A 21,732-nucleotide genomic window follows, 5' to 3' on the forward strand; every position below is an offset into this window, starting at 1 on the left:
TAATCAGCAAACGAACCTTCCTCCTTGTTTTTCCGTACCTTTAAGCGGATTTTCTTCATTGTAGCATATGTGGATTCCTTCTTTCACTACCAATGGGCCACGGAGAATTTGGTGCAAAAAAATGGCGGGTCCGTACGAAACTCGGGTCAATTTGGATGACTGTCATATAACACTTCAATATTTTCCACCCTATTGGTCAATGTAAGCCGTTTCATAAACTGGCTGAATCATTAAAATGAAGGTATAGGAGGTGCAGTCAATGAATAGCGAAAGCAAGTTGGAAAACGTAAACAGCACAGTTTTTACGGAAATGGAAACAAAGGCTGCCAAGCCGGTTTCTTCCTTTAACAGCAAGAAACTTAAGGATGCAGGTTATTTTGCGATCTTTGTCGGCCCTGTATTTTTAGCCTTTCTACTAATCGTATTGGTTCCTTTTTTAACTGGTATCTACTATTCCTTTACTGATTGGAACGGTGTAACCGGTTCCATAAAATGGGTTGGGTTGGATAACTTTAAATATCTATTTACTCAGGACAAGCAATTTCAGAGTTCCTTTATCCTAACCGCCAAATATACGGTGGTTGCCATCATTTTAACAAACGTCATCGGTTTTGCGTTAGCGCTTCTTGTGACGCAAAAATTAAAAACGCGCAATGTGCTGCGTACGATCTTCTTCATGCCAAACATGGTCGGCGGACTGTTGCTCGGTTTTATCTGGCAGTTCATCTTTATTAAAGGATTTGCATCCATTGGCCAGCTAACAGGCATTCCCCTTTTCAACTTGGCATGGTTAGGCGACGCCAACACTGCTTTCTGGGGAATTGTGATCGTCAGCGTTTGGCAAGGTGCCGGCTATATCATGATCATCTATGTTGCGGCATTGCAAAATGTACCGCAGGAATTAATTGAAGCAGCGAAAATTGATGGTGCCAATCGATTGCAAATTTTGCGCCATATCACAATGCCGCTTGTCGCACCAGCCATTACGATCAGCTTATTTTTAACAACAGCATCATCTTTCAAAATTTTTGATGCAAACTTGTCGCTGACAAACGGCGGACCATTTAAATCGACCGAAATGTTAGCGCTTAACATTTATACTGAAGCATTTGTCAACAATCGCTATGGTCTTGGTGAAGCAAAAGCGTTACTTTTCTTCATCGTTGTTGCAGCCATTACCATTCTTCAAGTAACCATTTCGAAGAAAAAGGAGGTTGAATCCTAATGGGAAACCGATATACAGGCAAAACCTTTATTGGCGAAATCTTCGCTGTCTTGCTTGGACTCGTGTTTTTGGTACCATTCTATTACATTCTTTCAAACTCCTTAAAACCATTTGCCGATATTTTATCGAATACATCAGCGCTGCCAAAAGTAATGCAATTTCAAAACTATGTCAGTGCTTTTGAAAAATTGGATTATTTAAAGGTGTTTAGCAACTCTTTAATTATTACCGTCGCAAGCAATGTTGTTCTTGTCATCTTTTGTTCAATGGCCGCCTACATGCTGGTTAGAACAAAAAAGAAAATCAGCAATATCATCTTTATGACTTTCGTTGCGGCGATGATCATTCCGTTTCAGTCGATTATGATTCCGCTGATTAAAACAGCCGGAAACCTTGGACTTTTAAACAGCATTTGGGGTCTTGTCATCATGTATCTTGGCTTCGGTTCCGGAATGACGATCTTTTTGTATCACGGTTTTATTAAGGGAATTCCGTTGGAGTTGGAAGAAGCAGCAATCATTGATGGCTGTTCCCGATTTGGCGTATTCTTCCGAATCGTTTTCCCACTATTGAAACCGATTACAGTTACAATCGTTATCCTAAACAGCCTATGGATCTGGAACGATTTCCTATTGCCATCCCTTACGTTGCAAAATCCTGAGTTTCGAACCATTCCATTGGCCACCTTCTTCTTCTTTGGCCAATATACGAAACAGTGGGATTTAGCGTTGGCCGCTTTAGTAATGGGAATTGTACCGCTGTTGATTTTCTTCTTTGCGATGCAAAAACATATTATTAAAGGGATTACAAGCGGTTCCATTAAGTAATGAATTTTCGGGTTCACTCTCTGCCGGCTGCAGCCCTTCTTTTGAAAAAAGCGGCAGCCAACAGGGGTCAATTATAAAAAGAAACAAATTTCAGGAGGGAAAACCATGGCTTTTACTATTAAAAAAACGGCATTAGTCGCAGGGGTACTTTCAGCATCACTACTGTTTGTCTCTGCATGTTCAAGCAACAACGCATCAAGTAACAAAAGTAATAACGGCGGCAGCAAAGACGGAAAAGTAGTCGTTGATATTTTCCAAGGAAAAGTTGAAATTGCTGACCAGTTGAAAAGATTAACAGATCAGTATACAAAAACGCATCCAAATGTAACTTTCAATATTGAAACAGTTGGCGGCGGCGCAGATGGTGCAGCAGCTCTAAAAGCAAAATTTGCTTCCAATAAAGCGCCAGATATTTTTACAAGTCAAGGATATCAAGATGTGATTACATGGAAAGATAAATTAGAAGATCTATCCGATCAGCCTTGGGTAAAAGATGCTTATCCAAATGCTTTAACACCAACAACCTTAGACGGAAAAATTTACGGTATGCCTGTTAACTTTGAAGGTTATGGATTCGCCTACAATAAAGCATTATTTAAAAAAGCTGGCATTACAGATCTACCTAAAACCTTCACTCAATTAGAAGATGCGGCTAAAAAGCTAAAAGCTGCCGGAATTACACCTTTCTCCGTTGGTTATGCTGAATGGTGGGTACTGGCAAACCATGGCTTAAACGTTCCATTTGCCTACCAGGCAGATCCGAATAAATTTATCAAAGGCCTTAACGACGGTACAGAAAAAATAACAGGCAACAAATATTTTGATGATTACTTTAAACTTCTGGATTTAACGATTAAGTATGGCAACAAAAATCCATTAACAACTGACTACAATACAGAAGTAACCCAATTTGCAAAAGGCGAAACAGCAATGATTCAGCAAGGTAACTGGATCCAGCCAATGCTTGATAAACTTACACCAAACATGGAAGTTGGCTTCATTCCACTTGCTTTAACAGATGATCCTGCGCAAGCCGATAAACTCATGTTAGACGTGCCAAGTAACTGGGTTGTTTACAACAAAGCTCCTGAAGCAGACAAAAAAGCAGCAAAAGACTTCTTAAACTGGATGGTTTCATCTGAAGAAGGCAAAACAGCTTTAGTCAAAGACTTTAAGTATATCCCGGCATTCAAAACGATCACAGCTGATCCGAAAGACATTGGTCCTCTAGGTGCCGAGCTTCAACAATACTTGAAAGATGGCAAAACTTACTCTTGGCAGTTTATGAAATATCCTGATGGTGCAGGCCAAGAATTCGGTGCAGCCCTTCAAGCATATGTCGGCGGCCAAAAATCAAAAGAAGAAACCGAAAAAGCATTTGACGCAACATGGGCTAAGTTGAAAAAATAATAGCTATACTGTTTGAAGGCTCCTCTTACGATAAGAGGAGCCTTTTGTTGTTGGTTTAATTTTTATTTTGAGGCGTCGGTTGAGTTGAGAATAATTCTTATTGACCATTTACAGCCATTTGAGTCCTCTTCGGGCTTTATGAACCTTTCTTATTGACCGTCGAAAGCCTTTTTCCGCTTCCACGGGCTTTATGAACCTTTCTTATTGACCGTCACCAGCCTTTTTCCGCTTCCATGGGCTTTATGAACCCTTCTTATTGACCGTTCGCACCTTTTTTCCGCTTCAACGGGCTTTTTGAACCCTTCTTATTGACCGTTCGCACCTTTTTTCCGCTTCCATGGGCTTTATGAACCCCTCTTATTGACCGTCACCAGCTTTTTTCCGCTTCCATGGGCTTTATGAACCTTTCTTATTGACCGTCACCAGCCTTTTTCCGCTTCAACGGGCTTTATGAACCTCTCTTATTGACCGTTCGCACCTTTTTTCCGCTTCCATGGGCTTTATGAACCCCTCTTATTGACCGTCACCAGCTTTTTTCCGCTTCCATGGGCTTTATGAACCTTTCTTATTGACCGTCACCAGCCTTTTTCCGCTTCAACGGGCTTTATGAACCTCTCTTATTGACCGTTCGCACCTTTTTTCCACTTCCACGGGCTTTTTGAACCTTTCTTATTGACCGTCACCAGCTTTTTTCCGCTTCCACGGGCTTTATGAACCTCTCTTATTGACCGTCACCAGCCTTTTTCCGCTTCCACGGGCTTTATGAACCTTTCTTATTGACCGTCACCAGCCTTTTTCCGCTTCCATGGGCTTTATGAACCCTTCTTATTGACCGTTCACACCTTTTTCCGCTTCAACGGGCTTTTTGAACCCTTCTTATTGACCGTCGACAGCCTTTTTCCGCTTCCACGGGCTTTATGAACCTTTCTTATTGACCGTCACCAGCCTTTTTCCGCTTCCATGGGCTTTATGAACCTTTCTTATTGACCGTCACCAGCTTTTTTCCGCTTCCATGGGCTTTATGAACCTCTCTTATTGACCGTTCGCACCTTTTTTTCGCTTCATCAGGCTCTCTAAACGCTTTTTATTGACCGCGGCTCCTTTTTTCACGCTTTTTCAGGCTTTGCGCCGGCCTTACTAAAAAAGAATTGCGGCCACCTGATTGTGCCACGCCACCATTTTTTTCGAAAAACGGGAAACTACAGAAATAGCCGATTTAATTCCTCCCTCACGCCTTCAATAAGATCGCTGGGTGTCACTCCATAATGGGAAACTTTTTTCGCCTGGGCTTCCCCGGCCTTTGCATGCAAAAAACAAGCCGCAACTAGGGCATCGATCGGTTTTGCACCTTGGGCAAGAAACGAAGCCGCAACACCGGTTAAAACATCGCCGCTGCCGCCCTTTCCAAGCGCATCATGGCCGAGCGGATTAACGAACACCTCGCCATGTGGAGCAGCAATGATCGAGCGATGGCCTTTTAACAGCAAAAATACATGATGCTTTTCCGAAAAGCTCTTCGCTACTTCAATCCGCTCCATCTCGACTTCCTTCACCGTTTTCCCAACCAAACGCGCCATTTCACCCGGATGCGGGGTAAAAAGAACAGCTCCTTTGTACTGCCGAATCAATGCCAAGTTGTTTCTGACTAAGTACAACGCATCTGCATCCAAAACAATCGGCTGGCCCGTCAATGAACCAATCAATGTTCGAAGCCATTCTTCTCCTCCTTGAAACCGGCTCATTCCCGGCCCAATGGCAATCGCATCAAACTGATCGAGCTTCGGAACAAGTTCAGCAAGCGCTTTTTTCGAAAAATGACCATTTTCCTCTGGCAGGGGCAAAAACAACGATTCCGGATTTTGGGCAGCGGCCAAAGGATAAATCCCTTCTGGAACAGCTAATGTAACAAGACCCGCTCCAGCATTCAACGCTGCCTTCGCTGCAAAAATCGGTGCACCAACATACTGCCGCGAACCGCCAATCATGAGAGCGTGACCAAACGTCCCTTTGTGACCGCTTAATGGACGAACAGGTACAGACGCTTTTACTGTTGATTCCGTCAATAACTTCGGCATCTTCAAGCCCAATTCTTGCACAATCGAAGGCGGAACGGAGATATCTGCCACCTTCCATTCCCCGACATATTGCGGACCTTCATTCAGGAAAAAACCTTTTTTCGGAAAAACAAACGTAACCGTTTTTGTCGCTTTAACCGCTCCGCCTTCTACTCTCCCCGTTTCACTATTCACACCTGACGGAATATCCACTGCAATGACGGGCTTTTTGGCTGCAACCGCATTTACCATTGGAATGATTTCATTAAATGGCTCACGCAAAGGGCCAGCAACTCCCGTGCTTAACATAGCATCGACAATCAGATCCGCTTTTTGCAATTCAATCGCAATACTTGTAAGAGAACTTTTTGGGAAAAATAAAAGCGGGAGACCGCGATGGACATAGACGTCAAAGTGAATTTTGGCATCCCCTTTGATCCGTTCTGGGTCAACGAGCAAACATAAAAGAACCTCCATTCCTAAATCAGCCAGCCTCCGGGCAATCACGAAACCATCCCCGCCATTATTCCCGCCGCCTGCCAAAACAAGAATCCGGGGATTTCCACACGGTACGCTCGCGACGATTTCTTCCGCCACTCTTGCTCCTGCATTTTCCATCAAGACGACGCCCGGCAAGCCCAACTTCTCTATTGTAAAGTGATCCATCTGCTGCATTTCCTTCTGCCCTGCGATATACATTGACGACTCCCCCTTTTTCTACACCCATGTAAACATATGTAAAAGAAAAGCAAGTAAAAAAATCATCGCACTGATCAAATGAAACCGCCTTCGAAAGCCCGAAGCCCTCTTATGCCTTAAATACCCGGCAAACAAGGTCACCAGCAGAAGTGCAAACGCAAAATAGCCTGTTAGGACTTTTACATGAAAAAATCCGATGATCGGAGCCAATTTGCTGAGATTGATCGCGGCATGCCCGACGATTGCCAGTGTCCCGAGTAACGCCATTTTAATATGCCATTTCATTAAAAACCGTGAAATTTTGGCGAGACGAATTTTTACCTTCCGTACAGACGTTTTTCGAATCAGCAAGAAAACAAAGTACATATTGATGTTAATGAAGAAAAGCAGGATTGCCGCCTGGGCAAAAAGCTGGCTCCATACTAGCACAGAAGTAGTATGCGGCCGAAAAAACCAAATATAGACGATCGAAAAGCCAATCAACGCTAGGTTTACAAATGTCCAAACTCGATGGTGCACCGAACCCCCTCCTCGTAAAAGAAAAACTGCCTTGGTTAAGAGGCAGTTTTTCCATTCAGTCATCTATTTTTATTGTAATCGTATTAATTCAAAACAACAACTTTTACCGTTTTTCTTCCCCAAATTAACGAAGCCGCTCTCGTTGGCATCAACACATCAATTTTATGGCCGACGATGGCGCCGCCAGTATCCCCGGCAATCGCAATCCCGTACCCTTCAACCCATACTTTTTTCCCTAACGGAATAACAGACGGATCGACGGCAATCAATTTCATATTCGGGTTGGCTTTAATATTATAGCCCAGTGTCGTGATTGCTCCCGATTCCTCTGGACTGTAGGCCGTTGCTGTGACATATAGCTCTTGCCCGTTCGCCGCTTGCTGAACCGGTGCCGGTGCACTGGCTTGAACCGGCATGGCTGCAACTGCTTGGGCAGCTCGCTGTTTTGCCGCTTGTTGTTCTTGACGAATTCGGTCTTGGGCAGCCTTCAGCTCTGCTTGAATGCTAGCTTTTTGTTGCTCTGCCAAAGCCATTTGCTGATCTATTTGATTGTATTTCGCCTGCATCGCCGTCAAAGCATCCTGGCGCTTTTGCAAATTCTGGCTTAACTCTGCTTGCTGCTGAGCTAACGTTTTTTGCTCCTCAACGAGCGTTTGCTGCTGGCGGTCAATTTCTTTTTTATCATTTTCAATTTTTTTAAGGTCTGCTTGTTGGGCATCCAGAATATTTTTATCTGCGCTAAAAAGTGCCGTTACTGCACTGGCCCGTTGAATGAAATCATTCAAACTTTTTGAATCCAAGAACACTTTAATAGCCAGTGTAAGGTTGTTATCATGCTGGAGTGCCACGAGCCGTTTTTTCATAACATCCTTGCGGGAAAGAATCGTATCTTCTAAGTTAACAATCTCTGCTTTTTTCTCTTCAATCAGTTGATTGGCAGCAGCCATCCGCTTTTGTGTTTCAGCCATTGCCGCTTGATTTTGAGAAATATATGTATTCAGAGAGTTCATTTCTTGTTGAATGCTGCTAATCTCGTTGCTAACAGCTTGCTTTTCTTGTGCCTTTTGGTTAAGGTCTTGCTGAATGTTTTGTAAATCTTGTGCAGATGATTGTGCAAATACGGAAGTAGTGCCGCCAATGAACAATGCACCTGTCATTACGGTAAGAACCATACGCTTAAAATTTGGCATATAAAATCCTCCTATACCCCATTTATACCAAATCAATGTACCAGGAATGTTACAAATGGATTAAAAGTATGTCTCAAAAGAAATGAGAACATTTACCTATTGGTAATTTTTGAGAGGAAAGAAGAACAATTGACAAGCGATCTCTATTAAACGTATAGTATGATATAGAAAAAAGGAGGTTGTATGATGTCAGACCTGAATAAACAGAAAATTGTGGAAAGCGTCCCACAAACGGGGTTTTTCGGACATCCTAAAGGGTTATTTACACTGTTTTTCACAGAATTCTGGGAGCGCTTCTCTTATTATGGGATGAGAGCAATTCTAGTTTATTATTTGTACTACGAAGTATCCAAAGGTGGTCTTGGGATTAACCAGCAAACTACCCTTGCCATTATGTCTATTTATGGATCATTGGTGTACATGTCCGGAGTTATTGGCGGATGGCTGGCTGACCGGATTTTCGGTACGTCGAAAGCCGTATTTTATGGCGGAATCCTCATCATGCTTGGCCATATCGCCTTGGCCATTCCGGGAAGCTTTACGATGTTTTTTGTTTCTATGATCCTTATTGTGCTAGGTACCGGTTTGCTTAAACCAAACGTGTCGACGGTTGTAGGAGAAATGTATAGTGTAAAAGACGTTCGCCGCGATGCAGGGTTCAGCATTTTTTACATGGGGATCAACCTTGGAGCCTTTATTTCACCGTTAATTGTCGGAACAATCGGAATGAAATATAATTTCCACCTAGGCTTTGGCTTGGCTGCCATCGGGATGTTCCTTGGACTTTTAGTTTTCGTTTTTACAAAGAAGTCAAGTTTAGGACTGGCTGGAACGACTGTTGCCAATCCGCTCTCACCGTCAGAAAAGAAAAAGGTTTTTACTCAATTTGCAATTGGGGTTGTTCTTCTTGCCATTCTCATCGCAGTTGCGATCCCTGCAGGTATTTTAACTGTGGAATCCTTTATTACCCTTATTGGAATCTTAGGATTTGTTATTCCGATCATTTATTTTGTCGTCATGTATCGCAGCCCGAAAACAACTAGTGAAGAACGTCCGCGAATTATCGCCTATATTCCACTTTTTATTGCATCTGTGATGTTCTGGGCGATTGAAGAACAAGGTTCAACCATTCTTGCAAATTTTGCAGATAAACGTACCCAGCTGGACTTTGCCGGAATCCATATCTCACCAGCCTGGTTCCAATCATTAAATCCATTGTTTATCATTATACTGGCACCGATCATCGGTTCAATTTGGGTGAAATTGGGCGATCGCAACCCAACGATTCCGCAAAAATTCTCGTTTGGGCTGCTGTTTGCGGGATTATCGTTCCTGGTCATCCTGTTACCAGCCTACATTGGCGGCAAGGATGCCCTCGTCAATCCATTATGGCTTGTGCTTAGTTACTTTATTGTTGTGATCGGGGAGTTGAGCTTGTCACCGGTCGGTCTCTCAGCAACAACCAAACTAGCCCCGGCCGCTTTCTCAGCGCAAACCATGAGCCTATGGTTTTTATCCAACGCTGCTGCCCAAGCGCTCAATGCGCAGCTCGTTAAATTCTACACCCCCGCAACCGAAATGACCTATTTCGGCGTCATCGGCGCAGCATCCATCGTGCTAGGCATCATTTTATTCGCCCTTTCACCGAAACTTCAGGGGTTTATGAAAGGGATAAAATAAACGACTTATATACTAATGGATTACATGAATCCCCTCGCAACTCTTACTACTTTGCGAGGGGATTTTACTATTCGTTCCTCCAAAAATACCTTTTTAAATTACAAACGATTAATCATGAATTTTTATAACAATGATTATAATTCTACTACTTCCATTCTCAATCTAGTTGCCTAGCCTAAAATAGTTCTGTTTATTTTAGAGTACTTTTATAGCAATCGCTTAATCCTTCTATGTAATAATTCCCTATGCTTTCGTCTTAACTGCAATGCCGGTTAAAACAAAATATACTATATATATGGAACTAAACAATTTGGTTCTGTAACGATTTCCTAGATTAATGACAATATTCTACAAAATTTAAGCACAATATACCTGCAATCATCGGAGTTTGTCGAATATCGTTTTAGGCTATTTATTGCTCAATCCGATCCTGGCAATCTGGCTAAAGGTGTAATTGAGTCAATAGTTAAAGCTTAAGACATAGACGATTAACGATTTTCATAGGGTCTTTATTGATTTGTGTAATGAATGTCTGGACAGCCACTCTAATTTCTTCTACCGTTTTATAAAAAACATTATAAATAATTGATTTTTTTAACCATCCCCACAGTCCTTCAATTAGGTTTAACTCTGGGCTGTATGGTGGGAGAAAAACAAGTTGCAGATGATCTTTATGGGCTTCGAGAAAAGGTTGAATCAGTTTCGAGTGGTGGATTCTAGCATTATCCAGTATCATTACAATCTTCTCACCCTTGTATCTGACTACAACTTTTTCAAGAAAAGATAGGAAAACTTGAGCATCATAGTGTTCTTCTTCTGTGACAAACACTTCGCCTGTTTCGTAATCGAGGGTACCAATTAATTTAACCCCGTGATGTTTTCCATAAGTAGGTATCACTTTTTGTTGCCCTTTAGGAAACCATGTATTGGCTAAAGCTTGGTAGTCCCTGATCATGGATTCATCTTGAAACAGAATTCGATCAATTTCGTCATTCATCATTTTTTTTAATCGTTTCAAATTCTTGTTTGAACGCTTCCTGTTTCTCGGGGTCAGCCTTTGCTAGGGTATACGTTGGTTTTGTGTAACTAAATCCCAAACGAGTCAACAATCTCCTTACACCCCGGTCCGTATAAACAATGTCAAATGTTTGCTTAATCCAATCGCGAACAAGAAATGAAGTCCAATTCATTTCTGCGGGAAATCCAACAGCAGCTGGCTTTTTTTCAACAATTAACTGATAGAGTTCCTTTTCTTGTTCCTCTGTTAGTTGACAAGGGCGTCCGGGAGATTGTCCGGGAACTAATCCCTCCAAACCGTTAGTTTTATAGGCTCGAACATAGTTATATATAGTTTGCTCCGTACATTCTAAAAGGTCAGCGATTTCTACATAAGTCCGTCCTTTTAAATGCATGAGGATAGCCTGATAACGTTTAAACATCCGTAGATCCCTTAAACCATGCATACAAGCTTTAACTTCCTGAATTGAATCCATGTTTTCATTTTGAAGGATTTTCATTATGTGTCCGCCTTCCTAAAGGTTTTATTTACCTATAAGAATTGGACAAATTTTCTTAAAATCCTTTAATTCCATTTATATAGCAATCATTTGTACTCGTAGTATAATTAAGGCCGCAGCATACGAGATATAAAAACTAACTTTCCTATAAACTTAAGCAATTATGAATACGTTTTCACTCATCGTTTTTTGTGCAGAATAATCAGCCGATATCCTTCTTATAATTAACATTTTTTTGTAAACTATGAATTTTTACTGTGAGACAATAAAATAACCCTTTTTATTTTTAATCCACGCACCGAATAAAGCAGATAACCTGTTATGATTTCAATCCATGCACCCGTAGTAGATATGAAAATGAAGCAGCAATCATTTAGTTTAATGATTCGTTTCAACCACGTATAGGGTAAACAGTAATTTTGGTACTCTCGTAGTTTTCGATATAGATTTCAATCCACACACCCGAATAGGGTGCGACATGTAACAAAACAGATGACCCGTTATAGGGGATTATTTCAATCCACACACCCGAACAGGGTGCGACATTGACTGTTGTGAGGTTACAAACACCATAAGTATTTCAATCCACGCACCCGAACAGGGTGCGACTGCAACCCAACCTCCAAAGAATAATGTTGTCCAAATTTCAATCCACGCACCCGAACAGGGTGCGACGTGTGATCGGCGCTTGTTGCTGGATCGTTGCTTGTTATTTCAATCCACGCACCCGAACAGGGTGCGACTAATGAGCACAGGCACGTCAACAACGCGTGGCTATTTCAATCCACGCACCCGAACAGGGTGCGACGACGAAAACTCTTTTACGCAAGACCGTTTCTTTCGATTTCAATCCACGCACCCGAACAGGGTGCGACCCAGTCTTTTATTTGATATCCATATTTTTTATTATTTCAATCCACGCACCCGAACAGGGTGCGACTTATTGGCACTCATTCATTTGTCGAGGTTGAATCATTTCAATCCACGCACCCGAACAGGGTGCGACGCCGCTTCTTTTCCGTCAAAATGCTCAAGACTATTCATTTCAATCCACGCACCCGAACAGGGTGCGACGCCAACAAGCGCCTACACCGACAGGGGCAGACAATTTCAATCCACGCACCCGAACAGGGTGCGACAAGTCCGCAACCGCTAGCACATTTCCTTGGCTTGATTTCAATCCACGCACCCGAACAGGGTGCGACCCTTTTTGCAACAGATAAAAGGATCGTATTCTATGATTTCAATCCACGCACCCGAACAGGGTGCGACAGTAGCTGTTGGATTGCGAAATTAAGGAGGTTAGAATTTCAATCCACGCACCCGAACAGGGTGCGACCTTGATCCATCCAATTCCGGTGCATGAAATTGTTATTTCAATCCACGCACCCGAACAGGGTGCGACTAAAACAGCCGCGTGATACTCTGATATGAGTATTTATTTCAATCCACGCACCCGAACAGGGTGCGACCTCTCTGCTATTTGTTTTGGATATTGTCATCCTTATTTCAATCCACGCACCCGAACAGGGTGCGACGTCAAACGATTCCATTTGACTAGTTCGCCCTCTCATTTCAATCCACGCACCCGAACAGGGTGCGACAACAGGCAAGGCAATCGAAGACCTTGATTACGATATTTCAATCCACGCACCCGAACAGGGTGCGACTTGAATTGGTCTTACCATCAATTCGTTTGGATTTATTTCAATCCACGCACCCGAACAGGGTGCGACATCACATTCATGTCGGAGGTTGATTGACATGAGTATTTCAATCCACGCACCCGAACAGGGTGCGACTCTAGCAGGTCACAGGCAACGACTTGCACCTGCGATTTCAATCCACGCACCCGAACAGGGTGCGACCGATCAAATGCTTAGAGACGTCCTTGCTTATGTTATTTCAATCCACGCACCCGAACAGGGTGCGACTCGTACCGGCTATCCAAATTTAGTTACACAGCCAATTTCAATCCACGCACCCGAACAGGGTGCGACTTTGGGCAGTAACGGAGAGGCTTCCTATACATTTATTTCAATCCACGCACCCGAACAGGGTGCGACCTCATCAGACAATTTCGATATCGTTTCTTTCCAATTTCAATCCACGCACCCGAACAGGGTGCGACTTTGCTAGATAAGCTGATGCTGTCTTGCATTCCAATTTCAATCCACGCACCCGAACAGGGTGCGACGTTCGCGACCTGTACAAGTTATTGGATAAATTCATTTCAATCCACGCACCCGAACAGGGTGCGACGAGATGCATCAGATCAAATATTGGACTATATCAAGATTTCAATCCACGCACCCGAACAGGGTGCGACTTGCCGTGATTATTCCATCTTTACCACTCCAACAAATTTCAATCCACGCACCCGAACAGGGTGCGACTGCACTTAATTGTCGATCAGAAGATAGATTGTTATTTCAATCCACGCACCCGAACAGGGTGCGACTGTATTTTCATAAGTTTCAGCCGGCGATTAGTGAATTTCAATCCACGCACCCGAACAGGGTGCGACAAGAATCATTTAAAAAATACGGTAAATCTTTTAATTTCAATCCACGCACCCGAACAGGGTGCGACTCCAGGGGTCGGACATTTTTGGGTCACCCTTATATTTCAATCCACGCACCCGAACAGGGTGCGACTTACACAGGATATGGAAGATTTGCAAGATTATTTATTTCAATCCACGCACCCGAACAGGGTGCGACGTCTATTTCGAAACAATATCTTGTGATGATGATCATTTCAATCCACGCACCCGAACAGGGTGCGACCCAGCTAATGGGTGCTTTTTATTTTGCAAAAAAGAATTTCAATCCACGCACCCGAACAGGGTGCGACCCTCATCAGACAATTTCGATATCGTTTCTTTCCAATTTCAATCCACGCACCCGAACAGGGTGCGACAACCTATTATTCAATATGTTGCTTCTCCTACGTTATTTCAATCCACGCACCCGAACAGGGTGCGACAGTTGTTGTTCGGCTACCGCATTAAATATTTTTTATTTCAATCCACGCACCCGAACAGGGTGCGACTGGCTAAAATCGGACAGTTTCAAGCGGTCGTTCAATTTCAATCCACGCACCCGAACAGGGTGCGACAACAGGCAAGGCAATCAAAGACCTTGATTACGATATTTCAATCCACGCACCCGAACAGGGTGCGACGGCGGTAAAGGGTGTAACGGTAGCTTTCACTTACGATTTCAATCCACGCACCCGAACAGGGTGCGACTTTTCTCGCGATATTTATCGGGTGCCGGGATGTGATTTCAATCCACGCACCCGAACAGGGTGCGACTGAAACATTTTGAAACAATCCGCAAGGCTATTCCAATTTCAATCCACGCACCCGAACAGGGTGCGACGCCAGAGGTGGAGCAGTCCAAATGTTCACAGAGATTTCAATCCACGCACCCGAACAGGGTGCGACATCCACGCACCCGAACAGGGTGCGACATATTAAGATTTCAATCCACGCACCCGAACAGGGTGCGACTAGTCTGCCGCTTGGGATGACTGTATCTTCTCATATTTCAATCCACGCACCCGAACAGGGTGCGACACGGATTTTTGATTAATCCTATCGGACTATGGGGATTTCAATCCACGCACCCGAACAGGGTGCGACTGAAAACATTTAACTATGCTTCGGATGATAAGATATTTCAATCCACGCACCCGAACAGGGTGCGACACCTACACAATCAAATGATTGGTATGCCAAAGAGATTTCAATCCACGCACCCGAACAGGGTGCGACCTGTTCCAACCCAGCAAATACGTGGATTAAGGAAATTTCCATTCACGACCCGAAAAGGGTGTGACCTCGTTCTGGGATTATCAGCTACATATGGAGTTCATTTCAATCCAGTACCCGGACAAGGTTGTTATTGGTTCATTCAGCCACAGGTACTGATTGTCATTTCAATCCACGCACCCGAACAGGGTGCGACTAAGACACACACGGATCACTTAGCTTCCCATTTTCTTCAAATCCACGCACCCGAACAGGGTGCGACTGTCGAAGGTTTCATACTACTAAAAAGTTTTTTGATTTCAATCCACGCACCCAAACAGGGTGCGACACGGATTTTTGATTAATCCTATCGGACTATGGGGATTTCAATCACGCACCCGAACAAGGTGCCAACGTCGATATATCTCTGATAAAGGATTATTCGAGGAGATTTCAATCCACGCACCCTACAGGGTGCGACCAACGTGGCGTATGTGATATGCCTTTGATCCAACATTTCAATCGACCACCCGAACAGGGTGCGACAAGTTCTTATGTATCAACAACTAAAAGAGTTTGCAGGCACATTTCAATCCACGCACCCGAACAGGGTGCGACCAACTTCTATGAATGGTTTCATATCATGGGAATAATTTCAATCCACGCACCCGAACAGGGTGCGACCCGTAAGACGAAAGAATTGCTTGAGGGTTTAGGTATTTCAATCCACGCACCCGAAACAGGGTGCGACCGCTGCTGCCGAATCAAAAAAAGATATGATTTTCTCATCTCTATTCACGCACCCGAACAGGGTCACAGACCTTATTACCAAATTGAACAGCAAGCCTACACGATTTCAATCCACGCACCCGAAACAGGGTGCGACTTAACGTGCTAAATTTATAGCATAGTAATTTGCATTTCAATCCACGCACCCTAACAGGGTGCCAACGAAATTGAAAGATACTCTCTGAAAAATTATCTCCTATTTCTCATCCACGCACCCGTACAGGGTGCACAGCACTGGACAGATGAATTAAAGCTAAAGTAAATATTCCTATTCACGTCACCCGAACAGGGTGCGACACTCCGTAGTTAATTTCTGGTTCGTAGTCATCAAAATTTCAATCCACGCACCCGAACAGGGTGCGACGCATTACAATCACGGCATTTATAACTCTACGGTATTTCAAATCCAACGCACCCGAACAGGTGTGACCTGGTACGAAAAAAAAAAAAGAAGGCAAAAAGACGAATTTCAATCCACGCACCCGAACAGGGTGCGACTGGGGACGTTTTCCGGGTTGTTTTATACGACGGTAATTTCAATCCACGCACCCGAACAGGGTGCGACTAGATCACAATGGTAGTTAAAAACGATCATCTAAATTTCAATCCAGCACCCGAACAGGGTGCGACCAAATATAAATAGTTACTAATATCAATAGGACGAATTTCAATCCACGCACCCGAACAGGGTGCGACAGCGATTTCTGACCCCAAAACCCCTATTTATTGGAAATTTTTGATCACAAACACCTTTTCCCCAAAGTTATTAGAGGACACAATTATTTTTCACAAAAACCAGAGATAGAATCTAGAATTTAGGTGCGAACCTCTTAAGCTAACGCGTTCGCTTTACATTCGCACCTAAAAAATTAACGGACCTCCTACGTCCACTGATTCTTTAATACCTAAATGTTCTACTTTATTTCTGTAATTATTGCCCAATTGAAAAACCTAAGACTGTCTCTCTCCTCGTCAATAGCATTAGCAAGTTCAATTTTTAAAGTTGCAAATTGAGTTGAATCAACAACACATTCAAATACGGAATTTTGTACCCGTTGCCCGTATTTTTGACAAATTTTCGAGACCTTTCCAGCCTCTTTTGTCCAGTACTGCTAATCGTACTCACATCATATGTGATTAGTACCAACATAATCTCCACCTACTTCCATAAAAATGGTGGGTACTCATCTAAGTCATTTCTCTAAAAAACGAAGATAATAATAACGCTTGCGCATGAGGTAATTAGCCCCCAAGAGATTTTTTCACCAAGGTAGGGATGCGTATCTTTTACTGTTTTCTTTTGCCGGCTGCTAAAAACTTCTTTCATCGGATTCGACTGTCATAATAACAGCCCCATTCTCTTTTTTATGAAAATCATCTTTACCAACAACTTTTTTATTAATTAAAGATAAAACAAACCGATCAGCATAGACACCACGAAGTTCTTCCATTAGATCTAACGCTAAAAATGGTTCTTGCCTGGACGGTCTCGATGCAAAAAACCAACATACGCATCCAAGCCTACACCTTCTAAAGCAGCCGCCATATCATTTGCCAATAAAGTATAAGCAAATGACAGCATGGCATTCACATTATCAGTAGGAGGCTCATGAGAACGGGATTGAAATGAGAAATCTTCCTTTTGTTGCAAAATTCATTTGATTAAATACTTTGTTGTAACTAATTGCTGCTTGTCCTTCAAGACCTCTTAACCTTTCTAAATCCTCACAACTTCTAACATCAAGGATTATTCCCGATAAACGCCGTGAAACCTCTTTGAATTGAGATACATCTACTGCAATGGATAATCTCTCGTTATTCTTTCAAGTATCCACTTATTATTGAAAATTTTCCCAACAATAAAATTTCGAGCCACTTTAGCAGATACTACTTCATCATCAGATACTCGGTATTGTTTCTTCCTTAACACAACATTCCCTTTACTTTTCCCTATAACTCTCGCAAGGAATCTGCCGTTAAATCGTGAAAAAAACTAAAGAAATGTTTTTTTCAGCACAGTAACCCATTAATGCCGGGCTTGCACCAGTATATCCAAAAGAGTGGATTGCCTCTAAATTATGTAGCGGAAGTCTGCCTAACTGTTCTTTTTCTTTAAGAAGAATAATATTATCCCCATCTAGTGATAAATAAACATCTGGTTGCGTTATAAATAACGTGTTTAATAGTTTTTTCATTCCCTGACCTTCCCATCAATATAACTTTTCACAGACTGTTTATTCATTAGCTTCGGTAAACAAAGATTTTGAAGGGAACAACTTTTACAAAATGTACCTGTTTTCACTTTGGGTGTATATCTTCGGCCATAATATTCATGCATTTCTGCAGCGATTGACTTTACTTTCATTTTATATTCTTGCGTTAACGGCACTTCTATCCTGTGTTTGATTTCATTATAAAACATATAGCCCATGGTGTTAACTTCACAACATAGCATTTCCTCTATACAAATCGCTTGTGCCGTTAACTGCAATACGTCTGAATCGTCCAGTTTGGGTTTGCCCCGTTTATATTCAACAGGATACGCATACATCTTCTCTTCTTCCGACTCACTAATTTCAACGCCTTTTTCATCTCGAATAAATTCGACAACATCGCAAATTCCAGTTATCTTCAGCTCATTAGACCTAACTGGCATTGCTCGAACTATAAGTTTATCTCCACGTTTTTCTCGAATAAAAGGCTGATCCGCTTTTTGATGAAGGTGCTGTCCTTCTACCGTCCGAACATTTTCTTCCCATTGCTGCTTATATGTATTAGTGCCCATTGTCGTTTACAAAATTGAAAATGTTGGATTCCTGAAAGCATTCAAAATAATCATTTTTCTTCATTATAAACCATCGATGATCCAGCTTCTAAACCTTCTAAATTTTCAACTGTGATAGAATATTTTTCAAAAGATCTCGGTTCGTCAATTTTAGATTCGATCTTTATAGAACGATGAGCTTTTGCCATGAGTATTGTCCAAGTTTCGAATTATGTTCCCACCAAAATACCTTGTGAACTTCCATACTTCCATCTGGTTGGCGGCACAATGTATCATTTTCAAAAAGTGTAACAAGAGCTTGTTTCATTTTTTCTGCATTTTCATTTGTAAAGCCTGTTTTTTCAGCAAATGCGTCAATACTACCTAAAACATATAACCCAAAATCCACACGATGTTTCATCCCCATTGTATCTGATCCTTTTTCTTTCCCAGGCTCGGAATTTACACTTTTCGTTATTTGCATACTGGTAAATCAATTGGATTAATACTGGTTGCAGTATGGATAGAAACCGGTCCCTCACACCAACCGAAACTCCACTTCCACTACCAGCAGCTTTAAAAGCAAAAACCTGTCCAAAACTTCTTACATCTATCCATTCATTACAAGCAACTGTAGCAAATTCATCACTGGAGGAATTTTTTCGATTTTAATATTTTTAATAATTCCGGGTTTGCTTCAGCTTTCTTTAAGCTTTTAAATCTTATATTTCCGTCATTTGATTGCACAAAAATAGATTCCCCCAGATCTTGCAAACGATTTCTGATTTTTCGTTTAATTGCAACATCTGAAATTTCACCATGGCCATCATAATTTTGCCTTGGACGGTTACCATTGAGCGGATCTCCATTTGGATTTGCTTTTGTTACAGACAATACTACAGCAAAGTCAACTTTGTGGTATCCCTAAAATTGTCATTTTCCATTTCTCCTTTTTACTATTTTATATTTTCTTTTTCTGATATAATTCATGTCGCTGACTATAATTTGAATAAATATTTTCCTGACAATGGTTTATTATTAAAATCCGCATAATTAATTTTGTAGTTAATCCATCAATAAGGCTGGATAAATATCGAGCTTTTGTACCTAATCTCGCTTGGTATGGCTGCAGACCTTCCTGAATCGTTTTCCATGTTCTTGCAGGATTTTTTGAAAAAGAGTTCATATATCGAATTGCATCGCTTGAACGGTTTTCTTCAGACCCTAATGTCTTTTCCAATACATCTGCAATCGCTAATAACCGGCCAAATAAATAATCCCGTTCATTATTTTCTGTATCCAATGTCACATTGTACCCCTCCTTTTTATTAACCAATGCACAAGTGATACTTAACGTTTTTTCCCATTCCCATTTCTCCATTGATACAGGATTTGAGGAACGATTAATTGCGCTTTTAACAATGTCTAAAGGAATTTCCTTATTATCAGTAATACAAGGAAGCATACGCTCCATTAGTCCTTTCACAATTTTCTCGTTGGCTTTAGGTCCATAGGCTGCAAAAGCTATGTCTTTTGTTGCTCGTGCTCCAAAACTGGGCATAGTCACCCATTCTTCCTTTCGGTAACGGTGAAGCCATGCACACGTTGAATGCCAGCTTTTTAGCCGATCCAAATAAAGCTTTTTATACATATTCCGGTAGTACAGTACGGCCATCCGTCCGGTAGTTGCAGAATCAAGAATCAATATATTTACTACTGATTTCGTTGATAAATCATTCTTATAACCATCCAGTGCCTTCGCAATTTCTCTCGCGAATTCCTGATTGGTATAATCTCCATGTTTTTCAATCGGTACAGGATCAATAGCAAAGTATATCTTCGGTCACATCAGGAATATTAAGGTCATCATTCCCCCATACAAGCAAAAACTCGCTGATCAATGGTTTTACCTTGACGATTGATCAGCCATTTCAAGGCATTATGAGCTTTCTGTGATACCTCATAACTTATGCTTGCCACTTGATTGCTTTTATTAAAGCGACCCCAAACGTAAAACCGCTTGTATCATTGGCTGAAATGAGCTTTGCTTTGTCAGCAGCATTACGTATTTTATTGGCGTGTTTATCCGTGCTAGGCATAAAATTTCCCGTCACATAGCAAAGATCCGCGGCACCTAATAAAGAATCCTCTGATAAAATCGAATAAAAGAATCGTACAATTCTGATCTTTCCAAACATCTGTTAAAAGTTTTTGAGAAGAATAAACATTAAATCGTATAAATGCACTGTTCCTGCCCTCCAGTAACAACTGAAAAAATCTGGTCTCTCCTTATAAAGGATTTCGTACTTCTTATCCCACCCTCTTTCAATTAAATGCCCCTTCTCATCGAGAGAGGACCTTCGCGTCAACCAAATCTTTAATCAAAGTTTTCTTGTAGATAAATAGTTATAGATACTTTTCACTTTTGATACTGCATATGGCGATTCTGCCCACTCTTTTAGTTGTGCTATATAGTATGTAAAGGGTTCCTCTTTTTTTATTTTGCCACCATATGCAACGAAATCACCTGCTACATAGCTTAACTTATCATGAAGCGGGTAAGGGGCAATTTTGGATCCGGCACGATTTGCGGATTCTTCCGTACATGGAATTAATGTGTTCATTTCATCTTTATCTATCACTCTTGCAGAATGGAAAGCGCCATCTTCTGTAATATCTACCTCAATATGTGCATTTTGTGTTGTATGGGCAATTGGCAAAAGTGTAAATTCCCGGTCATTCGATTTCTTTTCTACTACTCAACTTGATCCAAATTTGATTCGTATGTTTCATATAAGTTCAATAGCCAGCTGATTTCTTATTCCCTCCCTCCTCTAATTGACTGAATAGCTCATCCGCTGACTGGATATTTGTAAAACTCTTTGGATACATTTCTGTAATTTTCTTATTTGAGTACATTGGTCAGGACGCGGAAACTTGATAATTCCCTTTTTCATCACAGGATTCCAGAGGGCGAACTTCCATTTCATTTTTTCCAGTTTCATCAGGATAGTTAATCCCATGTATCATCGTTCCATAATGGATTTCACCTATGCATAAAAACCTTCACCCTCACCAAACACACGGTTCCACATATGCTTGACATTCCCTTGTGCCTAAGAAATATCCCTTCTCCCTCCAGCTTGGAGAGATCGTTTAAGGATGTTATGATGTTTATTCTCGTTTCGATCAAATGACATGTCTGGTCGATAAGGGTTAAACAGAAAATGGGCACGTACTTGATAGCGAACATCTTTTAGGTATGTATAGTTGGCAAGCGTATTTCCTCCGCCATATTCAA

The 21,732-nt window shown here is 41.8% G+C and carries 8 protein-coding genes, 6 pseudogenes and 1 CRISPR repeat array; of the genes and pseudogenes, 4 read left to right on the forward strand and 10 right to left on the reverse strand.

Features of this window, described 5'->3' with window-relative positions:
- Positions 1-310 precede the first annotated feature (310 nt).
- The 3 genes from ACQYAD_RS02500 to ACQYAD_RS02510 all read left to right on the forward strand — a co-directional run bounded on the left by ACQYAD_RS02500 (position 311) and on the right by ACQYAD_RS02510 (position 3,462).
- Entirely contained in the window at positions 311-1,225 is a 915-nt protein-coding gene (locus ACQYAD_RS02500; protein WP_430235211.1) for a carbohydrate ABC transporter permease, read from the forward strand.
- Positions 1,225-2,052: a carbohydrate ABC transporter permease gene (locus ACQYAD_RS02505; RefSeq protein ID WP_430235159.1), complete on the forward strand. Its 828-nt coding sequence runs from the start codon at positions 1,225-1,227 to the stop codon at positions 2,050-2,052. Before ACQYAD_RS02500 ends, ACQYAD_RS02505 begins: the two co-directional genes overlap by 1 nt.
- A 105-nt stretch (positions 2,053-2,157) precedes the next feature.
- Positions 2,158-3,462 (forward strand): ABC transporter substrate-binding protein, encoded by a 1,305-nt coding sequence (locus tag ACQYAD_RS02510; protein WP_430235161.1) that lies wholly within the window; start codon positions 2,158-2,160, stop codon positions 3,460-3,462.
- A 1,199-nt stretch (positions 3,463-4,661) separates the two neighbouring features.
- Here ACQYAD_RS02510 and ACQYAD_RS02515 read toward each other — a convergent pair.
- The 3 genes from ACQYAD_RS02515 to ACQYAD_RS02525 form a co-directional block, all read right to left on the reverse strand.
- Positions 4,662-6,215: an NAD(P)H-hydrate dehydratase gene (locus tag ACQYAD_RS02515; protein ID WP_430235163.1), complete on the reverse strand. Its 1,554-nt coding sequence runs from the start codon at positions 6,213-6,215 to the stop codon at positions 4,662-4,664.
- A gap of 18 nt (positions 6,216-6,233) precedes the next feature.
- Positions 6,234-6,734 carry a hypothetical protein gene (locus tag ACQYAD_RS02520; RefSeq protein WP_430235165.1) on the reverse strand — a complete coding sequence of 167 codons (501 nt, stop codon included), beginning with the start codon at positions 6,732-6,734 and terminating at the stop codon, positions 6,234-6,236.
- Positions 6,735-6,817: 83 nt separating this feature from the next.
- Positions 6,818-7,924, reverse strand: a complete 1,107-nt coding sequence (locus tag ACQYAD_RS02525; RefSeq protein WP_430235167.1) for a 3D domain-containing protein — start codon at positions 7,922-7,924, stop codon at positions 6,818-6,820.
- 186 nt (positions 7,925-8,110) lie between these two features.
- Here ACQYAD_RS02525 and ACQYAD_RS02530 point away from each other — a divergent pair, with 186 nt between their 5' ends.
- Positions 8,111-9,604, forward strand: a complete 1,494-nt coding sequence (locus tag ACQYAD_RS02530; RefSeq protein ID WP_430235169.1) for a peptide MFS transporter — start codon at positions 8,111-8,113, stop codon at positions 9,602-9,604.
- Between the two features lie 466 nt (positions 9,605-10,070).
- Here ACQYAD_RS02530 and ACQYAD_RS02535 read toward each other — a convergent pair.
- The 7 genes and pseudogenes from ACQYAD_RS02535 to cas5c all read right to left on the reverse strand — a co-directional run.
- Positions 10,071-11,097, reverse strand: a protein-coding gene (locus ACQYAD_RS02535; RefSeq protein WP_430235185.1) for an IS630 family transposase whose coding sequence is annotated in 2 segments (ribosomal slippage) — positions 10,071-10,626 and positions 10,625-11,097 — 1,029 coding nt in all. Because the reading frame shifts where the segments join, the coding sequence is not laid out codon by codon here.
- A gap of 470 nt (positions 11,098-11,567) precedes the next feature.
- A CRISPR array of direct repeats spans positions 11,568-14,903; the repeat unit is 32 nt; unit sequence ATTTCAATCCACGCACCCGAACAGGGTGCGAC.
- A gap of 1,625 nt (positions 14,904-16,528) precedes the next feature.
- Positions 16,529-16,817, reverse strand: a pseudogene (cas2, locus tag ACQYAD_RS02540) (CRISPR-associated endonuclease Cas2).
- A gap of 9 nt (positions 16,818-16,826) precedes the next feature.
- Positions 16,827-17,862, reverse strand: a pseudogene (gene cas1c, locus ACQYAD_RS02545) (type I-C CRISPR-associated endonuclease Cas1c).
- A pseudogene (cas4, locus tag ACQYAD_RS02550) lies at positions 17,859-18,493 on the reverse strand (CRISPR-associated protein Cas4). Before cas4 ends, cas1c begins: the two co-directional pseudogenes overlap by 4 nt.
- A gap of 22 nt (positions 18,494-18,515) precedes the next feature.
- Positions 18,516-19,325 (reverse strand): annotated as a pseudogene (cas7c, locus tag ACQYAD_RS02555) (type I-C CRISPR-associated protein Cas7/Csd2).
- A 67-nt stretch (positions 19,326-19,392) separates the two neighbouring features.
- A pseudogene (gene cas8c / locus ACQYAD_RS02560) lies at positions 19,393-21,246 on the reverse strand (type I-C CRISPR-associated protein Cas8c/Csd1).
- A pseudogene (gene cas5c / locus ACQYAD_RS02565) lies at positions 21,231-21,732 on the reverse strand (type I-C CRISPR-associated protein Cas5c); the annotation flags it as partial. The pseudogenes cas5c and cas8c, both read right to left, overlap by 16 nt.

The sequence above is a fragment of the Neobacillus sp. SM06 genome, from assembly GCF_050496765.1.
Classification (GTDB): domain Bacteria; phylum Bacillota; class Bacilli; order Bacillales; family Cytobacillaceae; genus JAEVLT01.

Coding starts and splice junctions, on each gene's coding strand:
- ACQYAD_RS02500 (WP_430235211.1), top strand. CDS start 311: ATGGAAACAAAGGCTGCCAAGCCGGTTTCTTCCTTTAACAGCAAGAAA.
- ACQYAD_RS02505 (WP_430235159.1), top strand. CDS start 1,225: ATGGGAAACCGATATACAGGCAAAACCTTTATTGGCGAAATCTTCGCT.
- ACQYAD_RS02510 (WP_430235161.1), top strand. CDS start 2,158: ATGGCTTTTACTATTAAAAAAACGGCATTAGTCGCAGGGGTACTTTCA.
- ACQYAD_RS02515 (WP_430235163.1), bottom strand. CDS start 6,215: ATGTATATCGCAGGGCAGAAGGAAATGCAGCAGATGGATCACTTTACA.
- ACQYAD_RS02525 (WP_430235167.1), bottom strand. CDS start 7,924: ATGCCAAATTTTAAGCGTATGGTTCTTACCGTAATGACAGGTGCATTG.
- ACQYAD_RS02530 (WP_430235169.1), top strand. CDS start 8,111: ATGTCAGACCTGAATAAACAGAAAATTGTGGAAAGCGTCCCACAAACG.